Source organism: Arcobacter sp. (assembly GCF_050300555.1).
GTDB lineage: Bacteria > Campylobacterota > Campylobacteria > Campylobacterales > Arcobacteraceae > Arcobacter.
The window spans coordinates 21,688-40,126 of record NZ_JBNKXY010000019.1; the positions used below are offsets into that span (position 1 = coordinate 21,688).

At 27.2% G+C, this 18,439-nt stretch carries 20 protein-coding genes; 7 read left to right on the forward strand and 13 right to left on the reverse strand.

Annotation, left to right across the window (positions count from 1 at the left end; translation table 11 throughout):
- Nucleotide 1 precedes the first annotated feature (1 nt).
- Genes ACQY5W_RS12065 through gap form a run of 3 tightly spaced genes read right to left on the reverse strand, consistent with a single transcriptional unit; the run spans nt 2 to nt 2,912 of the window.
- The gene (locus ACQY5W_RS12065; protein ID WP_428025243.1) at nt 2-709 is read right to left on the reverse strand and encodes a triose-phosphate isomerase; all 708 of its coding nucleotides are present in this window, start codon (nt 707-709) and stop codon (nt 2-4) included.
- Nucleotides 709-1,905 (reverse strand): phosphoglycerate kinase, encoded by a 1,197-nt coding sequence (locus tag ACQY5W_RS12070; protein WP_428025224.1) that lies wholly within the window; start codon nt 1,903-1,905, stop codon nt 709-711. Before ACQY5W_RS12070 ends, ACQY5W_RS12065 begins: the two co-directional genes overlap by 1 nt.
- Nucleotides 1,906-1,913: 8 nt before the next feature.
- Entirely contained in the window at nt 1,914-2,912 is a 999-nt protein-coding gene (gene gap / locus ACQY5W_RS12075) for a type I glyceraldehyde-3-phosphate dehydrogenase (protein WP_428025225.1), read from the reverse strand.
- Between the two features lie 90 nt (nt 2,913-3,002).
- Between gap and nadD the strand changes: the two genes are divergently transcribed.
- The gene (gene nadD, locus ACQY5W_RS12080) at nt 3,003-3,539 is read left to right on the forward strand and encodes a nicotinate (nicotinamide) nucleotide adenylyltransferase (RefSeq protein ID WP_428025226.1); all 537 of its coding nucleotides are present in this window, start codon (nt 3,003-3,005) and stop codon (nt 3,537-3,539) included.
- Between the two features lie 13 nt (nt 3,540-3,552).
- Entirely contained in the window at nt 3,553-3,879 is a 327-nt protein-coding gene (gene rsfS, locus ACQY5W_RS12085; RefSeq protein WP_428025227.1) for a ribosome silencing factor, read from the forward strand.
- 117 nt (nt 3,880-3,996) lie between these two features.
- Here rsfS and argS read toward each other — a convergent pair whose 3' ends face one another.
- The 9 genes from argS to ACQY5W_RS12130 all read right to left on the reverse strand — a co-directional run bounded on the left by argS (nt 3,997) and on the right by ACQY5W_RS12130 (nt 11,488).
- A complete protein-coding gene (gene argS / locus ACQY5W_RS12090) occupies nt 3,997-5,589 on the reverse strand; it encodes an arginine--tRNA ligase (RefSeq protein WP_428025228.1) in 1,593 nt (530 codons plus the stop codon).
- A gap of 10 nt (nt 5,590-5,599) precedes the next feature.
- A complete protein-coding gene (gene tatA / locus ACQY5W_RS12095; RefSeq protein ID WP_428025229.1) occupies nt 5,600-5,830 on the reverse strand; it encodes a twin-arginine translocase TatA/TatE family subunit in 231 nt (76 codons plus the stop codon).
- 75 nt (nt 5,831-5,905) lie between these two features.
- Complete coding sequence (locus ACQY5W_RS12100; protein WP_428025230.1) at nt 5,906-6,292, reverse strand: fluoride efflux transporter FluC; 387 nt, start codon at nt 6,290-6,292, stop codon at nt 5,906-5,908.
- Nucleotides 6,292-6,981: a lysophospholipid acyltransferase family protein gene (locus tag ACQY5W_RS12105; protein ID WP_428025231.1), complete on the reverse strand. Its 690-nt coding sequence runs from the start codon at nt 6,979-6,981 to the stop codon at nt 6,292-6,294. The genes ACQY5W_RS12100 and ACQY5W_RS12105 overlap by 1 nt, the downstream gene beginning before the upstream one ends.
- Nucleotides 6,962-8,167 (reverse strand): hypothetical protein, encoded by a 1,206-nt coding sequence (locus tag ACQY5W_RS12110; RefSeq protein ID WP_428025232.1) that lies wholly within the window; start codon nt 8,165-8,167, stop codon nt 6,962-6,964. Before ACQY5W_RS12110 ends, ACQY5W_RS12105 begins: the two co-directional genes overlap by 20 nt.
- Nucleotides 8,168-8,206: 39 nt before the next feature.
- Nucleotides 8,207-8,878: a phosphoribosylformylglycinamidine synthase I gene (purQ, locus tag ACQY5W_RS12115; RefSeq protein WP_428025233.1), complete on the reverse strand. Its 672-nt coding sequence runs from the start codon at nt 8,876-8,878 to the stop codon at nt 8,207-8,209.
- 4 nt (nt 8,879-8,882) lie between these two features.
- A complete protein-coding gene (purS, locus tag ACQY5W_RS12120) occupies nt 8,883-9,128 on the reverse strand; it encodes a phosphoribosylformylglycinamidine synthase subunit PurS (RefSeq protein ID WP_428025234.1) in 246 nt (81 codons plus the stop codon).
- A gap of 93 nt (nt 9,129-9,221) precedes the next feature.
- Nucleotides 9,222-10,175, reverse strand: coding sequence for a phosphoribosylaminoimidazolesuccinocarboxamide synthase (locus ACQY5W_RS12125; protein WP_428025235.1), 954 nt, complete (start codon nt 10,173-10,175; stop codon nt 9,222-9,224).
- 11 nt (nt 10,176-10,186) lie between these two features.
- Nucleotides 10,187-11,488, reverse strand: coding sequence for a S41 family peptidase (locus ACQY5W_RS12130; protein WP_428025236.1), 1,302 nt, complete (start codon nt 11,486-11,488; stop codon nt 10,187-10,189).
- A gap of 108 nt (nt 11,489-11,596) precedes the next feature.
- Between ACQY5W_RS12130 and ACQY5W_RS12135 the strand changes: the two genes are divergently transcribed.
- From ACQY5W_RS12135 to ACQY5W_RS12145, 3 genes are all read left to right on the forward strand, one after another.
- Nucleotides 11,597-12,175, forward strand: a complete 579-nt coding sequence (locus ACQY5W_RS12135; RefSeq protein ID WP_428025237.1) for a hypothetical protein — start codon at nt 11,597-11,599, stop codon at nt 12,173-12,175.
- A gap of 9 nt (nt 12,176-12,184) precedes the next feature.
- On the forward strand, nt 12,185-13,156 hold the full coding sequence (locus ACQY5W_RS12140; protein WP_428025238.1) for a hypothetical protein: 972 nt from the start codon (nt 12,185-12,187) through the stop codon (nt 13,154-13,156).
- Between the two features lie 96 nt (nt 13,157-13,252).
- Entirely contained in the window at nt 13,253-15,388 is a 2,136-nt protein-coding gene (locus ACQY5W_RS12145; protein ID WP_428025239.1) for an ATP-binding protein, read from the forward strand.
- Here the strand turns inward: ACQY5W_RS12145 and ACQY5W_RS12150 are convergent.
- Complete coding sequence (locus tag ACQY5W_RS12150) at nt 15,377-16,375, reverse strand: tRNA pseudouridine(13) synthase TruD (protein ID WP_428025240.1); 999 nt, start codon at nt 16,373-16,375, stop codon at nt 15,377-15,379. The two genes, ACQY5W_RS12145 and ACQY5W_RS12150, sit on opposite strands and share 12 nt — an antisense overlap.
- A 345-nt stretch (nt 16,376-16,720) precedes the next feature.
- Here ACQY5W_RS12150 and ACQY5W_RS12155 point away from each other — a divergent pair, with 345 nt between their 5' ends.
- On the forward strand, nt 16,721-17,560 hold the full coding sequence (locus tag ACQY5W_RS12155) for a flagellin (protein ID WP_428025241.1): 840 nt from the start codon (nt 16,721-16,723) through the stop codon (nt 17,558-17,560).
- A gap of 104 nt (nt 17,561-17,664) precedes the next feature.
- Complete coding sequence (locus ACQY5W_RS12160) at nt 17,665-18,321, forward strand: hypothetical protein (RefSeq protein ID WP_428025242.1); 657 nt, start codon at nt 17,665-17,667, stop codon at nt 18,319-18,321.
- Nucleotides 18,322-18,439 lie beyond the last annotated feature (118 nt).

Below are 18,439 nucleotides of genomic sequence, written 5' to 3' on the forward strand. Positions count from 1 at the left end.
CTTATAATCCTTTAATATTTTTTAGAATTTGAACAAAATCCTCTTTTATCCAAGAAGCTGTCCCAATTAATGCTCCATCAACTCCATCAAGTGAACAAATTTGTGCTGCATTATCTACTTTTACACTTCCACCGTAAAGTAAGGGCTTATTAATTTTACTTTTTATTGCACTATGAACTGATTTTATATCTTCATTTGTTGCAGTAACTCCAGTTCCAATAGCCCAAACTGGTTCATATGCTAAAACAAGATTTTCATAACTTGTATCAATACCTACAAATTGTTCATAAATATACTCTAATGTAGCTTCTAATCCTTGCTCTTTTACTTCTAAAGGTTCACCAATACAATAAACTATTTTATAACCCAATTCTTTATAAAAAGCATATTTTTTAGCAATGCTTTCTTGTGATTCACCTAAAATATGTCTTCTTTCACTGTGACCTATAAGAATAGTTTTTATCCCAAACTCATCAAGTTGTTGAGTTCCAATTTCACCAGTAAACGAACCAGAATTTACACAATAAGCATTTTGTGCACCTATTGTTAGATTTGAGTTTATTTTATAGTTATCTAAAGATGTAGCAGTAGGGAAAACCATTACTTCAACATCTTTTTCATTATTTAAATACTCATTTACAAAAGAGATAAACTCTTTTGTACTAGCTCTCGTATGGTTTGTTTTAAAATTTGAGGCAATAATCACAATTAGTCCTCTAATACTAAAGCTTTTACACCTGGAAGTATTTTTCCTTCAATTAATTCTAAAGATGCTCCACCACCTGTTGAGATAAATGTCATCTCATCTTCATCACCAGTAATTCTAACTAAATCAGCAGTATCTCCACCACCTACAACAGTTGTAGCAAATGATTGTGCAACGGCATGGGAAACTCTTGTACTTCCTTTTGCAAATTTATCCATTTCATAAACCCCCATTGGTCCATTCCATAAAATTGTATTTGCGTCATTTAGTGCCAATTTAAAAAGTTGTGCAGTTGCAGGTCCAATATCTAATCCCATCCAATTTTTAGGAATCTCTTGAACTGTTACAAGTTTAGCAATAGCTTCTGCGTCAAAAGCCTCTGCTGCAACTACATCAACAGGTAAATATAATTTTACACCTAACTCTTTTGCTTCTTCCATGATTTTTGTAGCTTCAGGAATCAAATCCTCTTCTACCAAAGATTTTCCAACTTCTAAACCTAAAGCTTTTAAGAATGTAAATGCCATTCCTCCACCAATAAGTATTTTATCTACCTTTGGTACAAGATTATGTAAAGCTTCTAATTTTCCAGAAACTTTTGAACCACCTACAATTGATACAAATGGTCTTTTTGGATTATGTACTATATGGTGAAAAAATTTAATCTCTTTTGCAAGTAAAAATCCTGCAGCTTTATGTTGCATATCAAAATGTTTTGTAATACCTTCAACTGAAGCATGAGCTCTATGTGAAACTCCAAAAGCATCATTTATATAAACATCTGCCATAGATGCTAATCTTGATGAAAATTCTTCATCATTTTTAGTTTCACCTGGATTAAATCTTAAATTTTCTAAAAGTAAGATTTCACCAGTTTGTAAATTTTTAGCCATTTCAAGAGTATCATCCTGTGCAACATTTTTAGCCATTTTAATCTCTTGTTTTAAAAGAGTATGTAATCTTTTTGCAACAGGTTTTAATGAATATTTTTCTTCAAACGCTTCTTTGGGTCTTCCAAAATGAGATGCTAAAATAATTGAACAATCATGGTCTATACAATATCTAATTGTATTAAGAGCACTTCTAATTCTTCTATCATCAGTTATATTATTATCTTCATCCATAGGAACATTAAAATCACATCTAATAAATACTTTCTTCCCACTTATATCAATATTCTTAATCTCTTGTAGTTTCATTTATATCCTTAGTTCTTAGCTACGTAAACAGCCATATCAATTAATCTTGAAGAGTATCCCCACTCATTATCATACCAGCTCATAACTTTTATCATATTTCCACCAATTACTTGTGTTAAATCTGAAGCTATGATTGTAGAGTTTGTATTTCCTACTAAATCACTTGAAACCATCATATCGTTATCCACTGCAACTATTCCAGCAAGTTCTTTTGATTTAGTTTCAAATAAAGCGTTAATTTCTTCTTTTGTTGTAGTTTTATTAATTATAAAATTTACATCAACCATAGATACATTTGGTGTTGGAACTCTTACACTTTGACCATGTAATTTTCCATCAAGTTGTGGCATGATAAGTTTCATAGCTTTTGCAGCACCTGTTGAAGTAGGAATCATATTTTGAGCACCTGCTCTTGCTCTTCTTTTATCTGATTTATGTTTTACATCTAAGATATTTTGGTCATTTGTGTATGAGTGAATTGTAGTCATTAAACCTTTTTCAATACCATAAGCATCATCAATAATTTTTGCAATTGGTCCTAAACAATTTGTTGTACAAGAAGCGTTTGAAACTATTGTTTGACCTTTGTATTCTGATTCATTAACTCCTAATACAAAAGTTGGAGTATCATCTTTCGCAGGTGCAGACATAACTACTTTTTTTGCACCATTATCAATATGTACTTGACATTTTTCTTGTGTTAAATATGCTCCTGTACACTCTAAAATAACATCTGCTCCACAATCTTTAGTAAAAGTTAACTCTTTAGCATCTCTAGTTGAATAAAGTTTAGCATTGATTTTTCCCATTTTTAAGAAACCATTTTCTACTTTTACTTCTTTGTTAAAAGTGCCATGTACAGTGTCATACTTTGTGATATACTCTAGCATTTCAACAGAAGCGGTATCATTAATAGCAACTAATTCTACATCATCTCTTTGTTCAATAATTCTAGCAACACATCTACCAATTCTTCCAAAACCATTTATAGCAACTTTTATAGCCATTTTGTCCCTCTTGTTTTTATATATATTTTAGGCATTTTATCTAAAAGTTGCTATAATATAATTTAAGTATAATATAAAGGATTATATTAAGTGCAAATTGCAATTTTTGGTGGCAGTTTTGATCCCATTCATATTGCCCATGAAACAATAGTAAATGAGGCATTAAAAAATTTAAATTTAGACCTTTTGATTTTAGTTCCAACATTTTTAAATCCTCACAAAATAAAATCACATCTAAGTCCAAATGAAAGACTATTTTTATTAAGCAAAAACTTTGAAAATCAAGAAAAAGTTTTAATTAGTGATTATGAAATAAATCAAAATAGACCTGTTTATTCAATTGAATCAATAAAATATTTTAAAGAGTATTATAAGCCAGAAAAAACTTATTTTATAATTGGTGCAGATAATTATGCAAAAATCAACACCTGGCACCGTTATAGTGAGATTTTAAAAGAGGTAGAATTGGTTGTTGTTACAAGAAATGGGTTTTGTAATGATATTTATGATAATATATTAACTTTAAATGTAGATATAAACATAAGTTCTACAAGATTAAGAGAGAATTTGGACTTAAATTTTGTTCCAAATAAAATTAAAGATGATGTCAAAAAATTTTGGCACTAAAAAGGTACACATATTGACTAGAGAAGAAAGAATTGTTAAAGTTTTAGAAGATAAAAAAGCTGTTAACGTTGAAGTTATTAATCTTTTAAATAAAGATTATATTGTAGATTTTGTTGTTATTGCAACAACTTTAAATGCTAAACATGGCTTTGCTTTATTAAACTACTTAAAAGAAGAACTAAAACCTTCTGGTGAAGAGTTTTTAAGAGTAGATGAAAATGATGATTGGACAGTAATTGATTTAGGAGATGCTTTTATTCACCTAATGAATGAGAAAACAAGAGATAAATATTCTATTGAAGAGTTCTTAAGTGAACTAGAAACTAAAAAAGAGGGTTGATTCACCCTCCTCTCATTACTTTTCCATAATTGTTTGTTGCATCTTTTGCACCACCAGTATAACCAGTAATTACTGCAATTGCTACAAAAGCTGCGAAAATAATAATAATCCATTTCATTACATTACCTCCTTCGCCTTAATCCCAAGTAATTTAAGACCTGTTCTAATTGATAAAGAGACAACACTTAGTACTTTTAGATAACTGTTTTGGTTCTGTGTTTCTAAAATCTTATGCTCATTATAGAACTTATGAACTGAAGATGCAAGATTATATAAATAATCAGTTATCTTCTGCATATCTCTTTTTTCAAATGCTTCACTTGTAATTGTAGGTAATAATAAAGCTTCATAAATTAAATTTATGCTGTCTTCATTTAAATTTCCAAACTCTTCATTTTTTACATCATTTGGAGTTAAATTAGCTTTTTTAAATACCTGATTAATTCTAGCATGGGCATAATTAATATAAAATACAGGATTTGAAGAATCTTGATTTTTTAAGGTTTCTAAATCAAACTCTAAATGAGTATCACTTTTTCTTGTTAAAAATACAAATCTTAAAGCATCAGCTCCAATTTCAGCAGAGATATCACTCATAAGAATAAAGTTACCTTTTCTCTTACTCATCTTATAAGGCTCTCCACCTTTTAAAAGTTGTACCATTTGAGAAAGAATAATTTCTAACTTTGAGGAATCATTACCTAAAAATTCTATTGCTGCTTTTACTCTTGTAATATATCCATGGTGGTCTGCACCCCAGATATTTATATATCTGTCAAAATTTCTATCATATTTATGTTTATGATAAATAATATCTCCAGCAAGGTAAGTTGGTATTCCATTATCTCTTACAACAACCCTATCACTATCATCGCCATGTAGAGTTGATTTTAAATATACTTTTTCATTTTTTTCATACAAAGAACCATTTTTTTCTAAAACATTTTTTGTATCTTCCCAAGAAGAGTATAAAGAGTTTTCTGAAACATAATTATCAAATTCTATTCCAATATCTTTTAAATCTTTTTCTATGATTTTTAGAACTTCATCTTTTGCATAAGAAGCCATTTCTCTAAATCTTGATTCATCATTGAAAATATCATCACCAAATTTTTTTTGAATCTCTTTAGCAATATCAATTAAATATTCACCTCTATAGTATGATTCAGGATATTCAACTTCTTCATTCAACAAATACTCTCTTCCAGCTAATGACACTGAAAGCCCAAGCATGTCCATTTGTGCACCTGCATCATTTATGTAATATTCTGTAGTAATATCATAACCTAAATGTTTTCCAACACGAGCAAGGGTATCCCCAAATATTGCACCTCTAGCATGTCCAATGTGTAAAGGACCTGTCGGATTTGCACTAACATACTCTAGAAGTATAGTTTGATTTTTCTTTTCACCTTTTGCAAAAGAGCTTTCATCATCAAACAGTTTTGAAGTAAGCTCTTCTAAAAAGGTATTTGAAAGTTTAAAATTTACAAAACCTTTAACAGCAGTTACACTGTCAAAGATTTGTGAATCTTTAAATTTATCTGCTAATTCTTGTGCAATTTGCATTGGATTTTTTCTTAACTCTTTAGCCAATGAAAAGGCAACTGGTGTAGCAAAATGTCCTAAAGTTATATCTTTAGGTTTTTCTAAAACTAAATTTTTTATTTCTAATATATTTTCTATGTATTCTTTAACTTGGTTTTGCAACTATTAATTCCTAAACTTTTTTACTATCTTCTGTATTCACTGATGTTTCAGCTTTTTTATCTTCTATTTCATCAGCTTTATCTGTTTTTACAACTTCTTCATCATCTTCTTTAACTGCTTTTTTAAAGTTCTTAATTCCTGAACCTAAACCTTTTGCTAGTTCTGGTATTTTTTTACCACCGAAAAGTAATAACACTACCAATGCAATTAAAATCCATTCCATACCACCTGGCATACCCATACTATTCTCCTATATTAATATTTTTCTAAATTTGGAATTATTATATCTTCTTAATCCTTAAATAAATTGGATTATTTATTTAAGTAAAAAGCTTAAAAGTTTGTATCCACTACCTGCTGCAACGATTGTTCCAAATAGATTTAAAAACATATTTACTGCACCTAAAAAGATTGATGTGTTAAGTAAAAAATAGCTTTCAATAGCAAAAGTTGAATAGGTAGTTAGTGCTCCTAAAAAGCCACTTGTTAAAAATGCTTTTAATGTATCAGAAACTGTATAATGCACAAATAATGCAAATAAAACACCTATTAAAAAACTTCCAATAACATTTACAGTTAAAATTCCCCAAGGGAAATCTGATTTTATTGATAAATTCATAGAATGCGTTACATAAACTCTTGTTACTGCACCTATAAACCCACCACATCCTACAGCTAAAATTGTTTGCCAAGAAAGAGTCATTATAAACCTTTTCTTGTCTCTTTAGCTAGTACTTCTCTCATTTTAGCTTCAGTTTCTTCATACCAATTTGTATCTTTATTTGCTTGAATTGGTTCTAAGTAAATAACTTTTACAACACCTGGAGTTGCTTCGAGCTTTTGAGAATCAAGTATTTTTTTTGTATTAAGTATAATTAATGGTTGAACTCTTAAATTTAATTTGTTGGCAACCATAGCTGCACCTGGTTTGAAACTAAGCATATCATTTCCTTCACTTCTCGTACCCTCAGGAAATATTGCTATTGGTCTTTTTTTAGATAATCTATCTTTTGCTTCTTTGATAAGTTTTACTAATCCTGTTTTATTTTCCCTATCAATAGTAATCATTTGTGGAGCTTTCATAATATGCCCAAAGAAAAATAAATCTGTTATTTCCCTTTTACCAACCCAAGCTAAATGTTTGTTATGAATATGTTCAATTACAATTATATCAAGTAAGCTTTGATGGTTCATAATTACCATTTCACATGACTCATCCATTTTACCTACTTCTTCTATTTTAATACCCAAAAAGAAGATTTGTAGTTTCATCCAAGTCTTTATAATTTTGTGAACGTGATTCTTAAATAAATACATAGCTACAACAACAATAGCAACTGTTATTGTAAACTGAATAAGTACCATATATCCTCTAATTTTTGATAAGATCATTTTCTTTTACCCATCCAATCATACTTTTATCACCTTGTTCAACGATAATTTTCACAAATTCACCTCTTTTTATTGATACTTCTACAATGTAATCTTTATCTGTTTTTTGAAAAATTGTTGATTTTTTTGTAGGTAATATATAAACATAACTATCTTTTTTTAATATACTTGTTTTATTTGGTATAGAATAAATTAGTGCACCAATACAAGATATAAGTGTAAAAATTAGATAAATCTTTTTTCTTTTCCAAATAAATATTATAAGAAATACTACAAATAAAGAGCCAAATATTACTCTTTTATAAAGCAAGATATTACTTTTATTTGGATTTAAATCTGTTTGCGTACTAACTAACTCATTTTCCAATATTATTGGTATTTTAATTGTTACAAATCTTTTTTCAATAGTATTATAATAAGAGAAATCAATCTTTTTTGCATGTACAGGAAGTACTAAATAGTATAATAAATTTTGCTCTGGATAATTATCCTCTATCTTTGAAATACCTTGCTCTTTTACATCTTTTATGTAAAAATCTTCCAAATTTGATTCAACAGCATTTATATCCATAATTGTAATTAATTCATCATTATTATACTGCTTTGTTTTATGGGCATTTATCACTAAATCTTTTGCAATTACATGTGAAAAATTATCAATGTTTTTCCCAATTTCACTAAATGAAACTTCTTTTGGTTTTATATTTTCAACTTCAACTAATTGTAAATCTTTATATATTGCAACTTGAAAAGTTGGTATAACAAAACTATTTTCATAAGCTTTAAAATAAAATTTATTTTCAAATGTTTTATCTTCTTGTTCAATCCAAGGTGATTCTGGATTTAACACATTCATATTTTGTGAATTGATAAATCTTGTTTCTATCTTGTCATAATCTTTAACTGGGATTATTGCTTTTAAAACTATTTCAAATCTTTGATTTTTAAAAATTTTTTCTGGAAAAGATTTATAACTTAAATAAATATTTTTTTCTTTTGAATTATCATCTGGAGTAGTTTTAATAATTTCTTGGTAATAACTTGGTTTTAACTCTTTAGCTTGAGCACTATTATTTTCATCAAATACAGAAATCTCTTTTTTTGTAAATTCTGAAGAGTTATTAGATTCATTTTCATTAGCAAATAATAAAATTGAAATAAGAAGTAAATAAAAAATATTTTTCATATTTTTCCTATTTTAAGAAGTAGTAAAAACTACCTCTTATTATTTAAAGAAACCTTCTAACATTTTTACTCCATCATCACATCCAAGAAGTGCTTCAATTGCTCGTTCAGGATGAGGCATTAGACCATAAACATTTTTTTCTATATTACAAATACCTGCAATATTTGAAACAGAACCATTTACATCTAAAAGGTTTCCTTTTTCATCACAATATTTTAAAAGAATTTGCCCATTAGCTTCAAGCTCTTTTAAACCCTCTGCATCAATAAAATAGTTTCCATCATGGTGAGCAATTGGGATATTTACTACATCACCAATTTCTAATTTATTTAAAAATTTATTTTCATTATTTATTACTTTTAAATGGTTAAATTTAGAAATAAAATGTAAAGAAGAGTTTCTTTTCATAGCACCAGGAAGAAGACCAGCTTCTAGTAAAATTTGAAAACCATTACAGATACCTAAAACTTTACCACCATTAGCTGCAAACTCTTTTACAGATTCCATAATATTTGCAAATCTTGCAATTGCTCCACTTCTTAGATAATCCCCATATGAAAAACCTCCAGGGATAACTACTAAATCAACATTCTCTGGTAATTTAGTATCTTTATGCCATATAATCTCAACATTTGCACCTAATTTTTCAAATGCGTATCTTGTATCATACTCACAATTTGTACCTGGAAATTGTAATACTGCTACGTTCATATTATTACTCTATGATTTGAATATTGTAATCTTCAATTACAGTATTAGCTAGTAGTTTTTCACACATTTTTGTAACTTCAACTTCTGCTTCTTCTTTTGAATTAGAAGTTAATTCTAAAATAATTTGTTTTCCAATTCTTACATCTTTAACAACTTCTTTAAATCCTAAAGTATCTAAAGCATGGTGTGTTGCTTTACCTTGATCATCTAATACACCTTGTTTCAATGCTACATTTACGATTGCTTTCATTTACTACCTTCAATTTATATTTTTGCGATTATATCTAAAACTGCCTTATAGCAGTTTAGTGAAGTAGAATATATTGTTATATTCTACTAAAAACTATTTACTTAATCTTTCGTGAATAGTTGTATATCCACTTAAAACTTCATTTTTAATAGAAGCTGGAACTTCCACATCTAATTTTTCACCTGGTTTCAAATCTTTAGCTTTTTCTTTCCAAGAGTTCTCTTTTGCAAAGTTTCTAAGAATTTGTTTATCCATAGAGATATAATTTCCAGCTTCAAAATTCTCTTTTGAAATAAATCTTGAACTCTCAGGAGTTAAAATTTCATCACCAAGAATCCATTGTCCATTTGCATCAACAAATACTTCAAGTTTTGTATCAACAACAATGATTCCATTTTCTTCTGCATAAACAGTAAAATCTTTAAATAATTTTTCCAAACTAGAGATAATCTCTGGAAATACTTCTCTTACTTTTTGAGAATTTAACGGAATATCTTTAACACCTTTAGTTGTAGGAGTAAAAATAGGTGTTTCAAATTTATGCCACTCTTTTAAATCTGATGATAAATTTAAACCATATGGGTCATTTCCATTTTGACAAGCATCAAATAATGAACCCGTTAGATAATTTCTAAAAATAAATTCAAATTGAACCACCTCTCCATCAATTTCAGTTTCTAAAGGTTTACATAATTCCATAAGCTGACATCTTGGTGCGATAGTTAAAGATTGGTCAATAGTTTCATCTAAAATAGCAGTTCTAATACCAGCAGCTTTAGCAAATTTAGCTCCACTGTTTGAAATAGCTGTTTGCCAAATCCCTTTGCCCTCGATTTGAAGATTTAAAGGGATATCAAATACAGAACATCTATCACTTCTTACTAATAATACCTTTGCATCATCACCAGGACAAGTATAAAGATCAGCATTTTTACCGATATAAAATAGGTTATAACCTAAATCTTCTAATTCAGAAATACCCTTTTGAGTTGTAGTTTTCTTTGATTCGGGCCAAAGACCAAGTGCTACAATGTCACTTATTTTCATTTATGTTTCCTTTATTTGTTAAGAATTATTAAACTTTTTAATATATCAATACCAGTTTTCAACTGGTTATCCTCTAAAACCTCTTCATCAGTAATAGTTTTTTTATCACTTTTTTTGTCTTTAACTTTATCTAATTTTTTAGTTTTACCATCTACTTTTTCTAATTCACCTTCTAAATGTTTTTTCAAGTCAGCTTCTTTTATAGAAAAATCCATTTCAGGAGCTTTTACAGCTTTACCAGGATAAGAGATAACATCAGGAGTAATACCTGTTGCTTGAATAGTTCTTCCACTTGGTAAATAATATTTTGCAATAGTTAATTTTATACCTTCGCTTTTATCTGCTGTAATTGGTAAAACGACTTGAACAGAACCTTTTCCAAATGTTTTTTGTCCAACTAAAACGGCTCTTTTATGGTCTTGTAAAGCACCACTTACAATTTCTGAAGCTGACGCACTTCCACCATTTACTAATACGACCAATGGTACTCTTGAAAGTGTTTTAGAATAACTTGCATTAAATACTTCTTCATTTTCACTATCTCTGCCCTTTTGAGAAACAATGATTCCTTTATCCACAAATAAATCTACGACACCAATTGCTTGTGTTAAAAGTCCACCTGGATTATTTCTTAAATCTAAAATAATTCCTTTTGCATCTTTACTTTTTTTAATTATTTCAGTCAAACCATCGGTAACATTTTTATCAAAACTTGTAACTCTTAGATATAAAATATCTTTTCCAATAGTTTTAGAATTTACAGATTGAATTTTGATAATATCTCTAATAATCTCAATTGTAATAGGTTTTGGTTCTGATTTTCTAACAACAGTTAAAGAAATAGCAGTTTGAGGTTTACCTCTCATAAGTCCAACAGCTTCATCTAAAGTCATATTTAGAGTTGATTTATCATCAATTTTTAAAATAATATCTTCTGATTTTACTCCAGCTTCATAAGCAGGTGTACCATCAATTGGAGAGATAACAGTAAGTGCACCATCTCTCATTCCAACTGTAATACCTAATCCTCCAAACTCACCATTTGTCTGGATTTGCATCTCTTTAAAATATTTTTTATCCATATATGTTGAGTGAGCATCAAGTTCTTGCATTAAACCTTTTAATGCTTTATCAACGATTTCTTGTAATTTTAATTCATCTACATAATATTTTTCAACAGTTCCAATTACGTTTGTTAATTTCGATAAAGATTCAAATCTACTTTGTGCATCTTTTTTGTCTGCATTATCTTCTGCATGTAAAAAATTTAATGAAACAACAAAAACAATAATCGATAATATAATTTTATTCATCTTAACCCCAATTCTTTAATAGGTTAGTATTATATTGAATTTTTTATAAAAGTAAGATTTTATGAAAATTTTTGTACACTTATAGCTAATTTTTTATAAGGTTAATAAATGAGTTTAAAAGATAATATGGACTTCGTAAAAGAAGAGCTAAATAGTGAAGAAAAATTTTTAGAAAGCTTTGTAAAAATCGAAAGATTTTTCAAAAAATATAAGCAAATCATCATCTCTGTAGCTGCGATAATAGTTCTTGCAATTGTTGCTTTTAGTGTTACATCATATTTAAAAGAACAAAACAAAATAAAAGCGAATATTGTTTTCCAAGAGTTATTAAAAAACCCTAACGATAAAAAAGCTTTAGAGAGTTTAAAAGATTTAAATACAAGACTGTACGAAATTGTACTATATAGTCAAAAAGCAAATGAAAAAGATATCACAATTAATACAGAGTTTTTCAAAGAATTATTAGCTTATGAAAAAGCTGTAAAAGAGCAAAATATCAATAAATTGAATGATGTTTCTATGGAAAAAAACTTTTTATTAAAAGAGTTTGCGATATTTAATAGAGCACTTATTTTAACTGAGAATGGAAAATATCAAGAAGCAAAAGATGCACTTAAGATGATTCCAGAAACTTCACAAGTAAAAGATTTAGTTGCACTATTAAATCATTACTTAATAACAAAATAAAGGTATATAATGAAACATTTACTAATTTTAATTTCGGCAATCGTTCTTTTTAGTGCTTGTTCAAAAAAACAATATTTTGAACCAGAAGATACTTTATCATTCAACAAAAATAGTAAATCAATAAGTTCAGATATTTCATCATTTAATAGAGATGGTGCGACATTAGAAAATGGCCAATTTATTAGTTCAAAAGGTGTTTCTAACATAAAACTTTCAGAAGGTTTTACTTTTTTAAATCTAAACGAAGGGAAAGTTATCTCAACAAATATTAAAGATAAAATTTTAGTTGATAGTAAAGAGATTGTAACAAATACAGCTGTTGTAGCTGCAACTTTGAAAGATGATATTTTAGCTTTAGTAAATAGTGATAACTCAATTATGGCTTATGACTTAAGAGATGGTAAGATTTTATTTAAAGAGTATTTGTCAAAATCTTTAGCAAATGATAATAGAATTGCAGCACCTTATTTTATGTCAAATCTAATTTTATTTCCTACCTTAGATGGAAAAATCATAGTAGTATCTGCTCAAAATTATAAAATACTTAGAAATATTATTGTTGATGCCGATAGCCAATTTAACAATATTATTTATTTAAATGTTGTAAATGATACTTTAATTGCTGCAAGTTCTAAAAAAATCATCTCTGTTGGTGATGGTGTTTTACATATCAAAGAGTATGACTTAAGAGATATTATTTCACACGGTACAGATATTTATTTAGCAACAATTGATGGACAAATTATTAAAACTGATATTTCATTAAATGTTATGGATAGAAAAAAATATAAATTTGCTAAGATTTATGCTTTAGCATTTGGTGACTCATTATATGCTTTAGAATCTCAAGGTTATATGATAAATATATCTGAAGATTTTAAAACTGAAAAAATTTACGATTTTTCATTTGATGAAGAAGATAAAGTTATCGCATTTGGTGATACAATGTACATCAATGATGAATATATTAAATTAAAGTAGAGTCTCTACTTTAATTTACTTCACAAATTCTAGTACTTTTACTTTCAATTACTCTAATAAATTTCTAAAAATTATTTTTTATATTTAGTATATATTATGTATAATTTATACAGTTCTTTTTTAGGAAGTATTATGCCATTTAAGCTTAAGTCTGCTTATATATTATTTTTATTTTTTATTTCAATTATTGTATTTGTTATTGTTGATCATTTTTTATCAAATGAAATAAAATTATTAACTCAAGATAAATACCTACACACTTCAAAAAATCTAAATGAACAACTTCAAGAAACTATTAAAAACAAAACTTTTGCAACTTTAAATATTGCCCTGTCCTTATCTGAAAATAGTGGTTATAAAAATTTTCTTAAAAATAAAAAAGTATTTGATATAGATTTAAAAAAAGTCTCTTTAAAACTTAAAGAACATAGCAATTTTGAAAATGTATGGATACACCTAATAGATAAAAATGGAATAAGTCGATATAGAAGTTGGTCCCCTAAAAAAGATGATAATATATCGGCTGTTAGAAGTGAATTACCTGCTTTACTTAAAAATCCAAAAGTATCATCTGTTATTAGTGTTGGAATTTTTGATATGACTTTTAAAAGTATTGTTCCCATTTATGATAATGGAGATTTTTTAGGTTTGATTGAAGTTATTACAAAAATGAACTCCATAGCAAAAGGGTTTGAAAAAAGAGGAATTGACCTTGTAATTCTTGTTGACAAAAAATTCAAAAACCAAATTAAAAAACCTTTTACAAAAGATTTCCTAGATGAATATTATGTCGCAAATGTTAATGCAAAAAAAGAGTTAAAAGAGATTATAAAAAAAGATATAAATGAGTATATAACAATAAAAGAGTACAAAATTATTAAAAATTATTTTGTTAGTTTATATACTTTAAAAGATTTCAATAACCAAAATATGGCTTATTTTATAATGTTTAAAGATATTAATTCAATTAATTTAAATGACATAAAAGAATTTGAATATTTTATCAAATTTATTGGTATTTTATTAGTTTTGACTTTAATAACTATTTTTACAACTATATACTTTTATAATAAAGCAAAATACACAACTACTCTTGAACATGATGTAAAAAAAAGAACAAAAGAACTAAATGATTTAACAAAAAAATATCACCAAATTTTTGAAGGCTCAAAAACGATAAAACTAATTATCGACCCAAAAACTAAAAATATTATTGATGTAAATAATTCTGCTACAAAATTTTATGGTTATTCAAAAGAACATTTCTTAAAATTAAAAGCTGATGATTTAAATATTGTAAATAAAGATGTATTAAATTCTTTCTTTGAAAAAATATTAAGTAATACACAAAATATCTTTATTTTTAAACATAAACTATCAAATGGTGAAATAAAAGATGTGGAGGTATATGCCTCACCTATAAATATTGATACCAAAACATATATTTATTCAATTATTAGAGATATAACAGAAGACTTAAAAGCTAAAAAAGAATTAGAGAAAAAACAAAAACTTTTTTATCAACAAGCAAAAATGGCATCCATGGGTGAAATGCTAGAAAATATTGCGCACCAATGGAGGCAACCACTTTCTACAATAACAACTGCAGCAAGTGGTGCTAAGATAAAAAAAGAGTTTGGAGAACTTGATGATGAATTCTTTTATGATTCTATTGATATTATAATAAGAGCAGCAAATTATCTTTCACATACAATTGATGATTTTAGAGACTTTTTCAAACAAAGTAAAAAGAAAGAAGAATTTGATTTATCTAATGTATTAAATAACTCCATAAAATTAGCCCATCTAAAAAAAACAAATATAGAGTTATTTATTACCTGTCCTCACATAAAAATAACTGGATTTAAAAATGAACTTATACAAGTTTTATTAAACATTTTTAACAATTCAAAAGATGCCCTTAACAATATAAAAAATGCACAAAAATTAATAAAAATTGATATTAAAGAGATTGATGGTTTTATATTTATTTCAATTTTGGATAATGGTGGGGGAATAGCTGAAGATAAGATTGATAAAATATTTGAACCCTATTTTACAACAAAACATAAATCACAAGGTACAGGAATTGGCTTGTATATGAGTGAACAAATTATTACCAAACACTTCCAAGGGGAAATAAATGTCCAAAATGAAAATTTTTCTCATAATGAAAAAAAACATTTTGGAACAAAAATTAAAATAAAAATTCCAAATAAATCAAACTCTTAAATTTTGATTTGCAATATTTTCAACTACAACTGTTGCATAAGAGGCTTTTGGAAGAGTAAATTTTAATTTACACTTTTTATTTTCAACATCATAATTTACAAAAATATCTTTTGGAAATATAATTGCGTCTCTTCTTAAACCTTTTTCTTGGATATATGTATCATCAAACATATTTTCTATTTTTTGTGCTTCTGCTCTTGCTCTGTAAACTTCTCTTCCACATAAAAGTCCTGTTGGAACAATTTTTTTATCTTCAAAATCACTTATTATTTTTTCATTTATTTTATTTGGTGTAAAAAATTTAGAATCATCTATAGAACGCATAACTTCACCATCTAATAATTTAAATTTCCCATCAGACATTTCAACTCTTTTTGCAAGCCACTTATTAAATAAATCACTTTGATAAATAGAGATTAGCATTTTTTCTAATTTTCTATCTCTTATTTTTAAATCACCATAAATAATCTTATTTGCTTTTTCAAGATTCTCTTTTATATCTTTTCCGAATCTCTGATAACCAAAAAAGTTTGGCATCCCTATTTTTGCTATTTCATGTAATCTTTTTTCAATAATTCCAACATCACAAGCTTCAACTTCATGTAGATTTATCTCAAAAGAATTTCCAACTAAATCACCAATATTTAATTTTGTACTATGTAAAAAAGTCTCTAATATTTTTATTTTTGGATGTCTAAAGTTTTTTATATCTTTTGCATATTTTCTTGGTATAGAGATATATTGAGTAGTTGTTGCATTTTTATCTTTTAATCCTGCATAACCTATTTCATTATCATATATATTTAAATTTCTTGCTAGTGAGTCAATTAAATCCCATGTCCCTAATCTCTCTTTTTCTATTTTTAAAATTATAAAATTCCCTTTATTTGTAAATCTAATTGGATTCTCTGTAACAATAAAATCGTCAACATTTTGATAAAATTTAAATTTTAGTGGCTTATAATTTTGTAAAAAAACTCTTTTCATTTCTAACCTTATTAATTGATTTTGACATAATACCCAAAAAATGGTTGATTTAAAAAAAGTATAGACATAAAAAAAGGCACCTAACCCCTGATAGTGCCCTTTTTATCCGATTTAAATTCTTTTCTAGGAGATTTCTTCATAATTAGTAAACAGTACTTATATTCCGCGCTTTCTATTTACCTATAATTAAATTGTAATATATACTAGTTAACTATGAAACAATGAAAGGTTAACAAATAGTTAACAATATGGTAAAAATATTCACTCACATTAATTACATTACTTAAAGTTAGTTTAATATTATAAGGAGTAAAATAAAATAAAATCTCATAGAAAGGAGCCTACATGACAATAGGTAATGACTATAGCAATTACTTATATATACCAGAAGAGCTTCAGGGAGTTAGAAATACAAGTCCACTTGAGCGAATTGCACAAGGTGAAAAACTTACAAAAGCATCAGATGATCCGGCACTTTTATCTATTTCAGAATCATTAAAATATGATGTAAGTGGCTTAACACAAGGTGTTGAGAATATTAATAGTGCTTTATCTTATCTTCAAATAGGTAATGGAGCATTGAGAGAACAATCTGATATTTTAAGTACAATCAGAGAAAAAACTTTAGAAGCTGCTACTGATACAACAAGTGATGAGCAAAGAAATATTATTAAAAATGAAATAAATAAACTTTTAGAACAATTTGATAATATTGCATCAAGTACAAGTTATGGAAATGAATCTATTTTGCAAAATGGACGTGATGATAAAAGTCCTAGCAATCCATTTAATGTACAAACTGGAGATAATTCAGAAGATTCAACTACCTTAAATCCACTTCAATCTAATACTCAAGGGTTAGGATTAGAAGAATTTTTAAAAGATGGTAATTTCTCTGCAGCAGATGCAAGAGCATATTTAGATACAATTGATAACGCATTTACAAAATTACAAGATTTTAGAAGTGAAATTGGTTCTACTGCTCAACAATTAGAATCATCATATACCTCTTTATCTTCTCAAGTTGTAAACAACAGTTCAGCACTTGCAACTATTTCAAATGTAGATTTTGCTAAAGAAGTGTCTAGCTTCTCAAAACAAAATATTTTAGCTCAAATTGGTTCTTTTGGACAATCACAAGCTAATAATATAAACCAACAAGCAGTACTAAGACTTCTTTCTTAAGAAATCTTAGTTAATGCTTTTACTTAAATAAATCATTTTCATTTTATCAAAAGGATTTTCATATATATTTAATAGATGAAGAGATAATATCAAATCCTGATATTATGGAAAACTATATCTATCCAAACATGGAAGAGAATTATTATGCTTATGAGTATTTTTCTCCTACAATGTATATCAAACTTGCAAAAGCAGGCTTTATAAGTACATCAGCAACACTTATAAACAAAAGAATATATTTGCTTCCTGAAATACAATTTGAATATGCAATCTTATATTTTGATAACATACACATTAGTAAAAAAGTAAAAAAACTTCTTAATCAAGATAACTATATATTTGCAAAAAATAAGAATATAAATTTAGTAATTGATAAAATAAATGAATATCACAAAGATTCTTGGATTTGTGAGGAGTATAAAAATATGCTTTTGGATATTTATTCAAATGAGCATGATAATTTTGAGCTGTTAACCTTTGAGCTTTATAGTAAAAAAGACTCTTCATTAATTGCGGCAGAAATTGGCTATAAAATTGGTAAAGTTTACACAAGTTTGACAGGCTTTTTCAATAGAGATAAAAAATATAATAACTATGGGAAACTTCAATTAATCCTCTTGGCAAATTATCTTCAAAATGAAAATTATGAATTTTGGAATTTAGGACATGCTTCTTTACAATATAAACTTGATTTAGGTGCCATTATTTTAAAAAGAGAGCAATTTTTAAAACAATGGCTAAAATATACAAAATTTTTATAATTTTTATATATAAATTCATACAACTTTAAACTTTGTTTGAATAATATTACGCTCTTCAAACGACGGTGAGGTTGGAGAGTGGTCAAATCCTGCGGATTGTAAATCCGCCGCCTACGGC

Excerpts from the sequence above, each read along its gene's own strand:
- ACQY5W_RS12160 (WP_428025242.1), top strand. The coding sequence starts at position 17,665 with ATGGAAAACTATATCTATCCAAACATGGAAGAGAATTATTATGCTTAT.
- tatA (WP_428025229.1), bottom strand. The coding sequence starts at position 5,830 with ATGGGTATGCCAGGTGGTATGGAATGGATTTTAATTGCATTGGTAGTG.
- ACQY5W_RS12100 (WP_428025230.1), bottom strand. The coding sequence starts at position 6,292 with ATGACTCTTTCTTGGCAAACAATTTTAGCTGTAGGATGTGGTGGGTTT.
- ACQY5W_RS12150 (WP_428025240.1), bottom strand. The coding sequence starts at position 16,375 with ATGAAAAGAGTTTTTTTACAAAATTATAAGCCACTAAAATTTAAATTT.
- ACQY5W_RS12125 (WP_428025235.1), bottom strand. The coding sequence starts at position 10,175 with ATGAAAATAAGTGACATTGTAGCACTTGGTCTTTGGCCCGAATCAAAG.
- purS (WP_428025234.1), bottom strand. The coding sequence starts at position 9,128 with ATGAAAGCAATCGTAAATGTAGCATTGAAACAAGGTGTATTAGATGAT.
- ACQY5W_RS12135 (WP_428025237.1), top strand. The coding sequence starts at position 11,597 with ATGAGTTTAAAAGATAATATGGACTTCGTAAAAGAAGAGCTAAATAGT.
- ACQY5W_RS12110 (WP_428025232.1), bottom strand. The coding sequence starts at position 8,167 with ATGAAAAATATTTTTTATTTACTTCTTATTTCAATTTTATTATTTGCT.
- purQ (WP_428025233.1), bottom strand. The coding sequence starts at position 8,878 with ATGAACGTAGCAGTATTACAATTTCCAGGTACAAATTGTGAGTATGAT.
- ACQY5W_RS12070 (WP_428025224.1), bottom strand. The coding sequence starts at position 1,905 with ATGAAACTACAAGAGATTAAGAATATTGATATAAGTGGGAAGAAAGTA.
- gap (WP_428025225.1), bottom strand. The coding sequence starts at position 2,912 with ATGGCTATAAAAGTTGCTATAAATGGTTTTGGAAGAATTGGTAGATGT.
- ACQY5W_RS12155 (WP_428025241.1), top strand. The coding sequence starts at position 16,721 with ATGACAATAGGTAATGACTATAGCAATTACTTATATATACCAGAAGAG.
- ACQY5W_RS12130 (WP_428025236.1), bottom strand. The coding sequence starts at position 11,488 with ATGAATAAAATTATATTATCGATTATTGTTTTTGTTGTTTCATTAAAT.
- ACQY5W_RS12145 (WP_428025239.1), top strand. The coding sequence starts at position 13,253 with ATGTATAATTTATACAGTTCTTTTTTAGGAAGTATTATGCCATTTAAG.
- ACQY5W_RS12140 (WP_428025238.1), top strand. The coding sequence starts at position 12,185 with ATGAAACATTTACTAATTTTAATTTCGGCAATCGTTCTTTTTAGTGCT.
- ACQY5W_RS12105 (WP_428025231.1), bottom strand. The coding sequence starts at position 6,981 with ATGATCTTATCAAAAATTAGAGGATATATGGTACTTATTCAGTTTACA.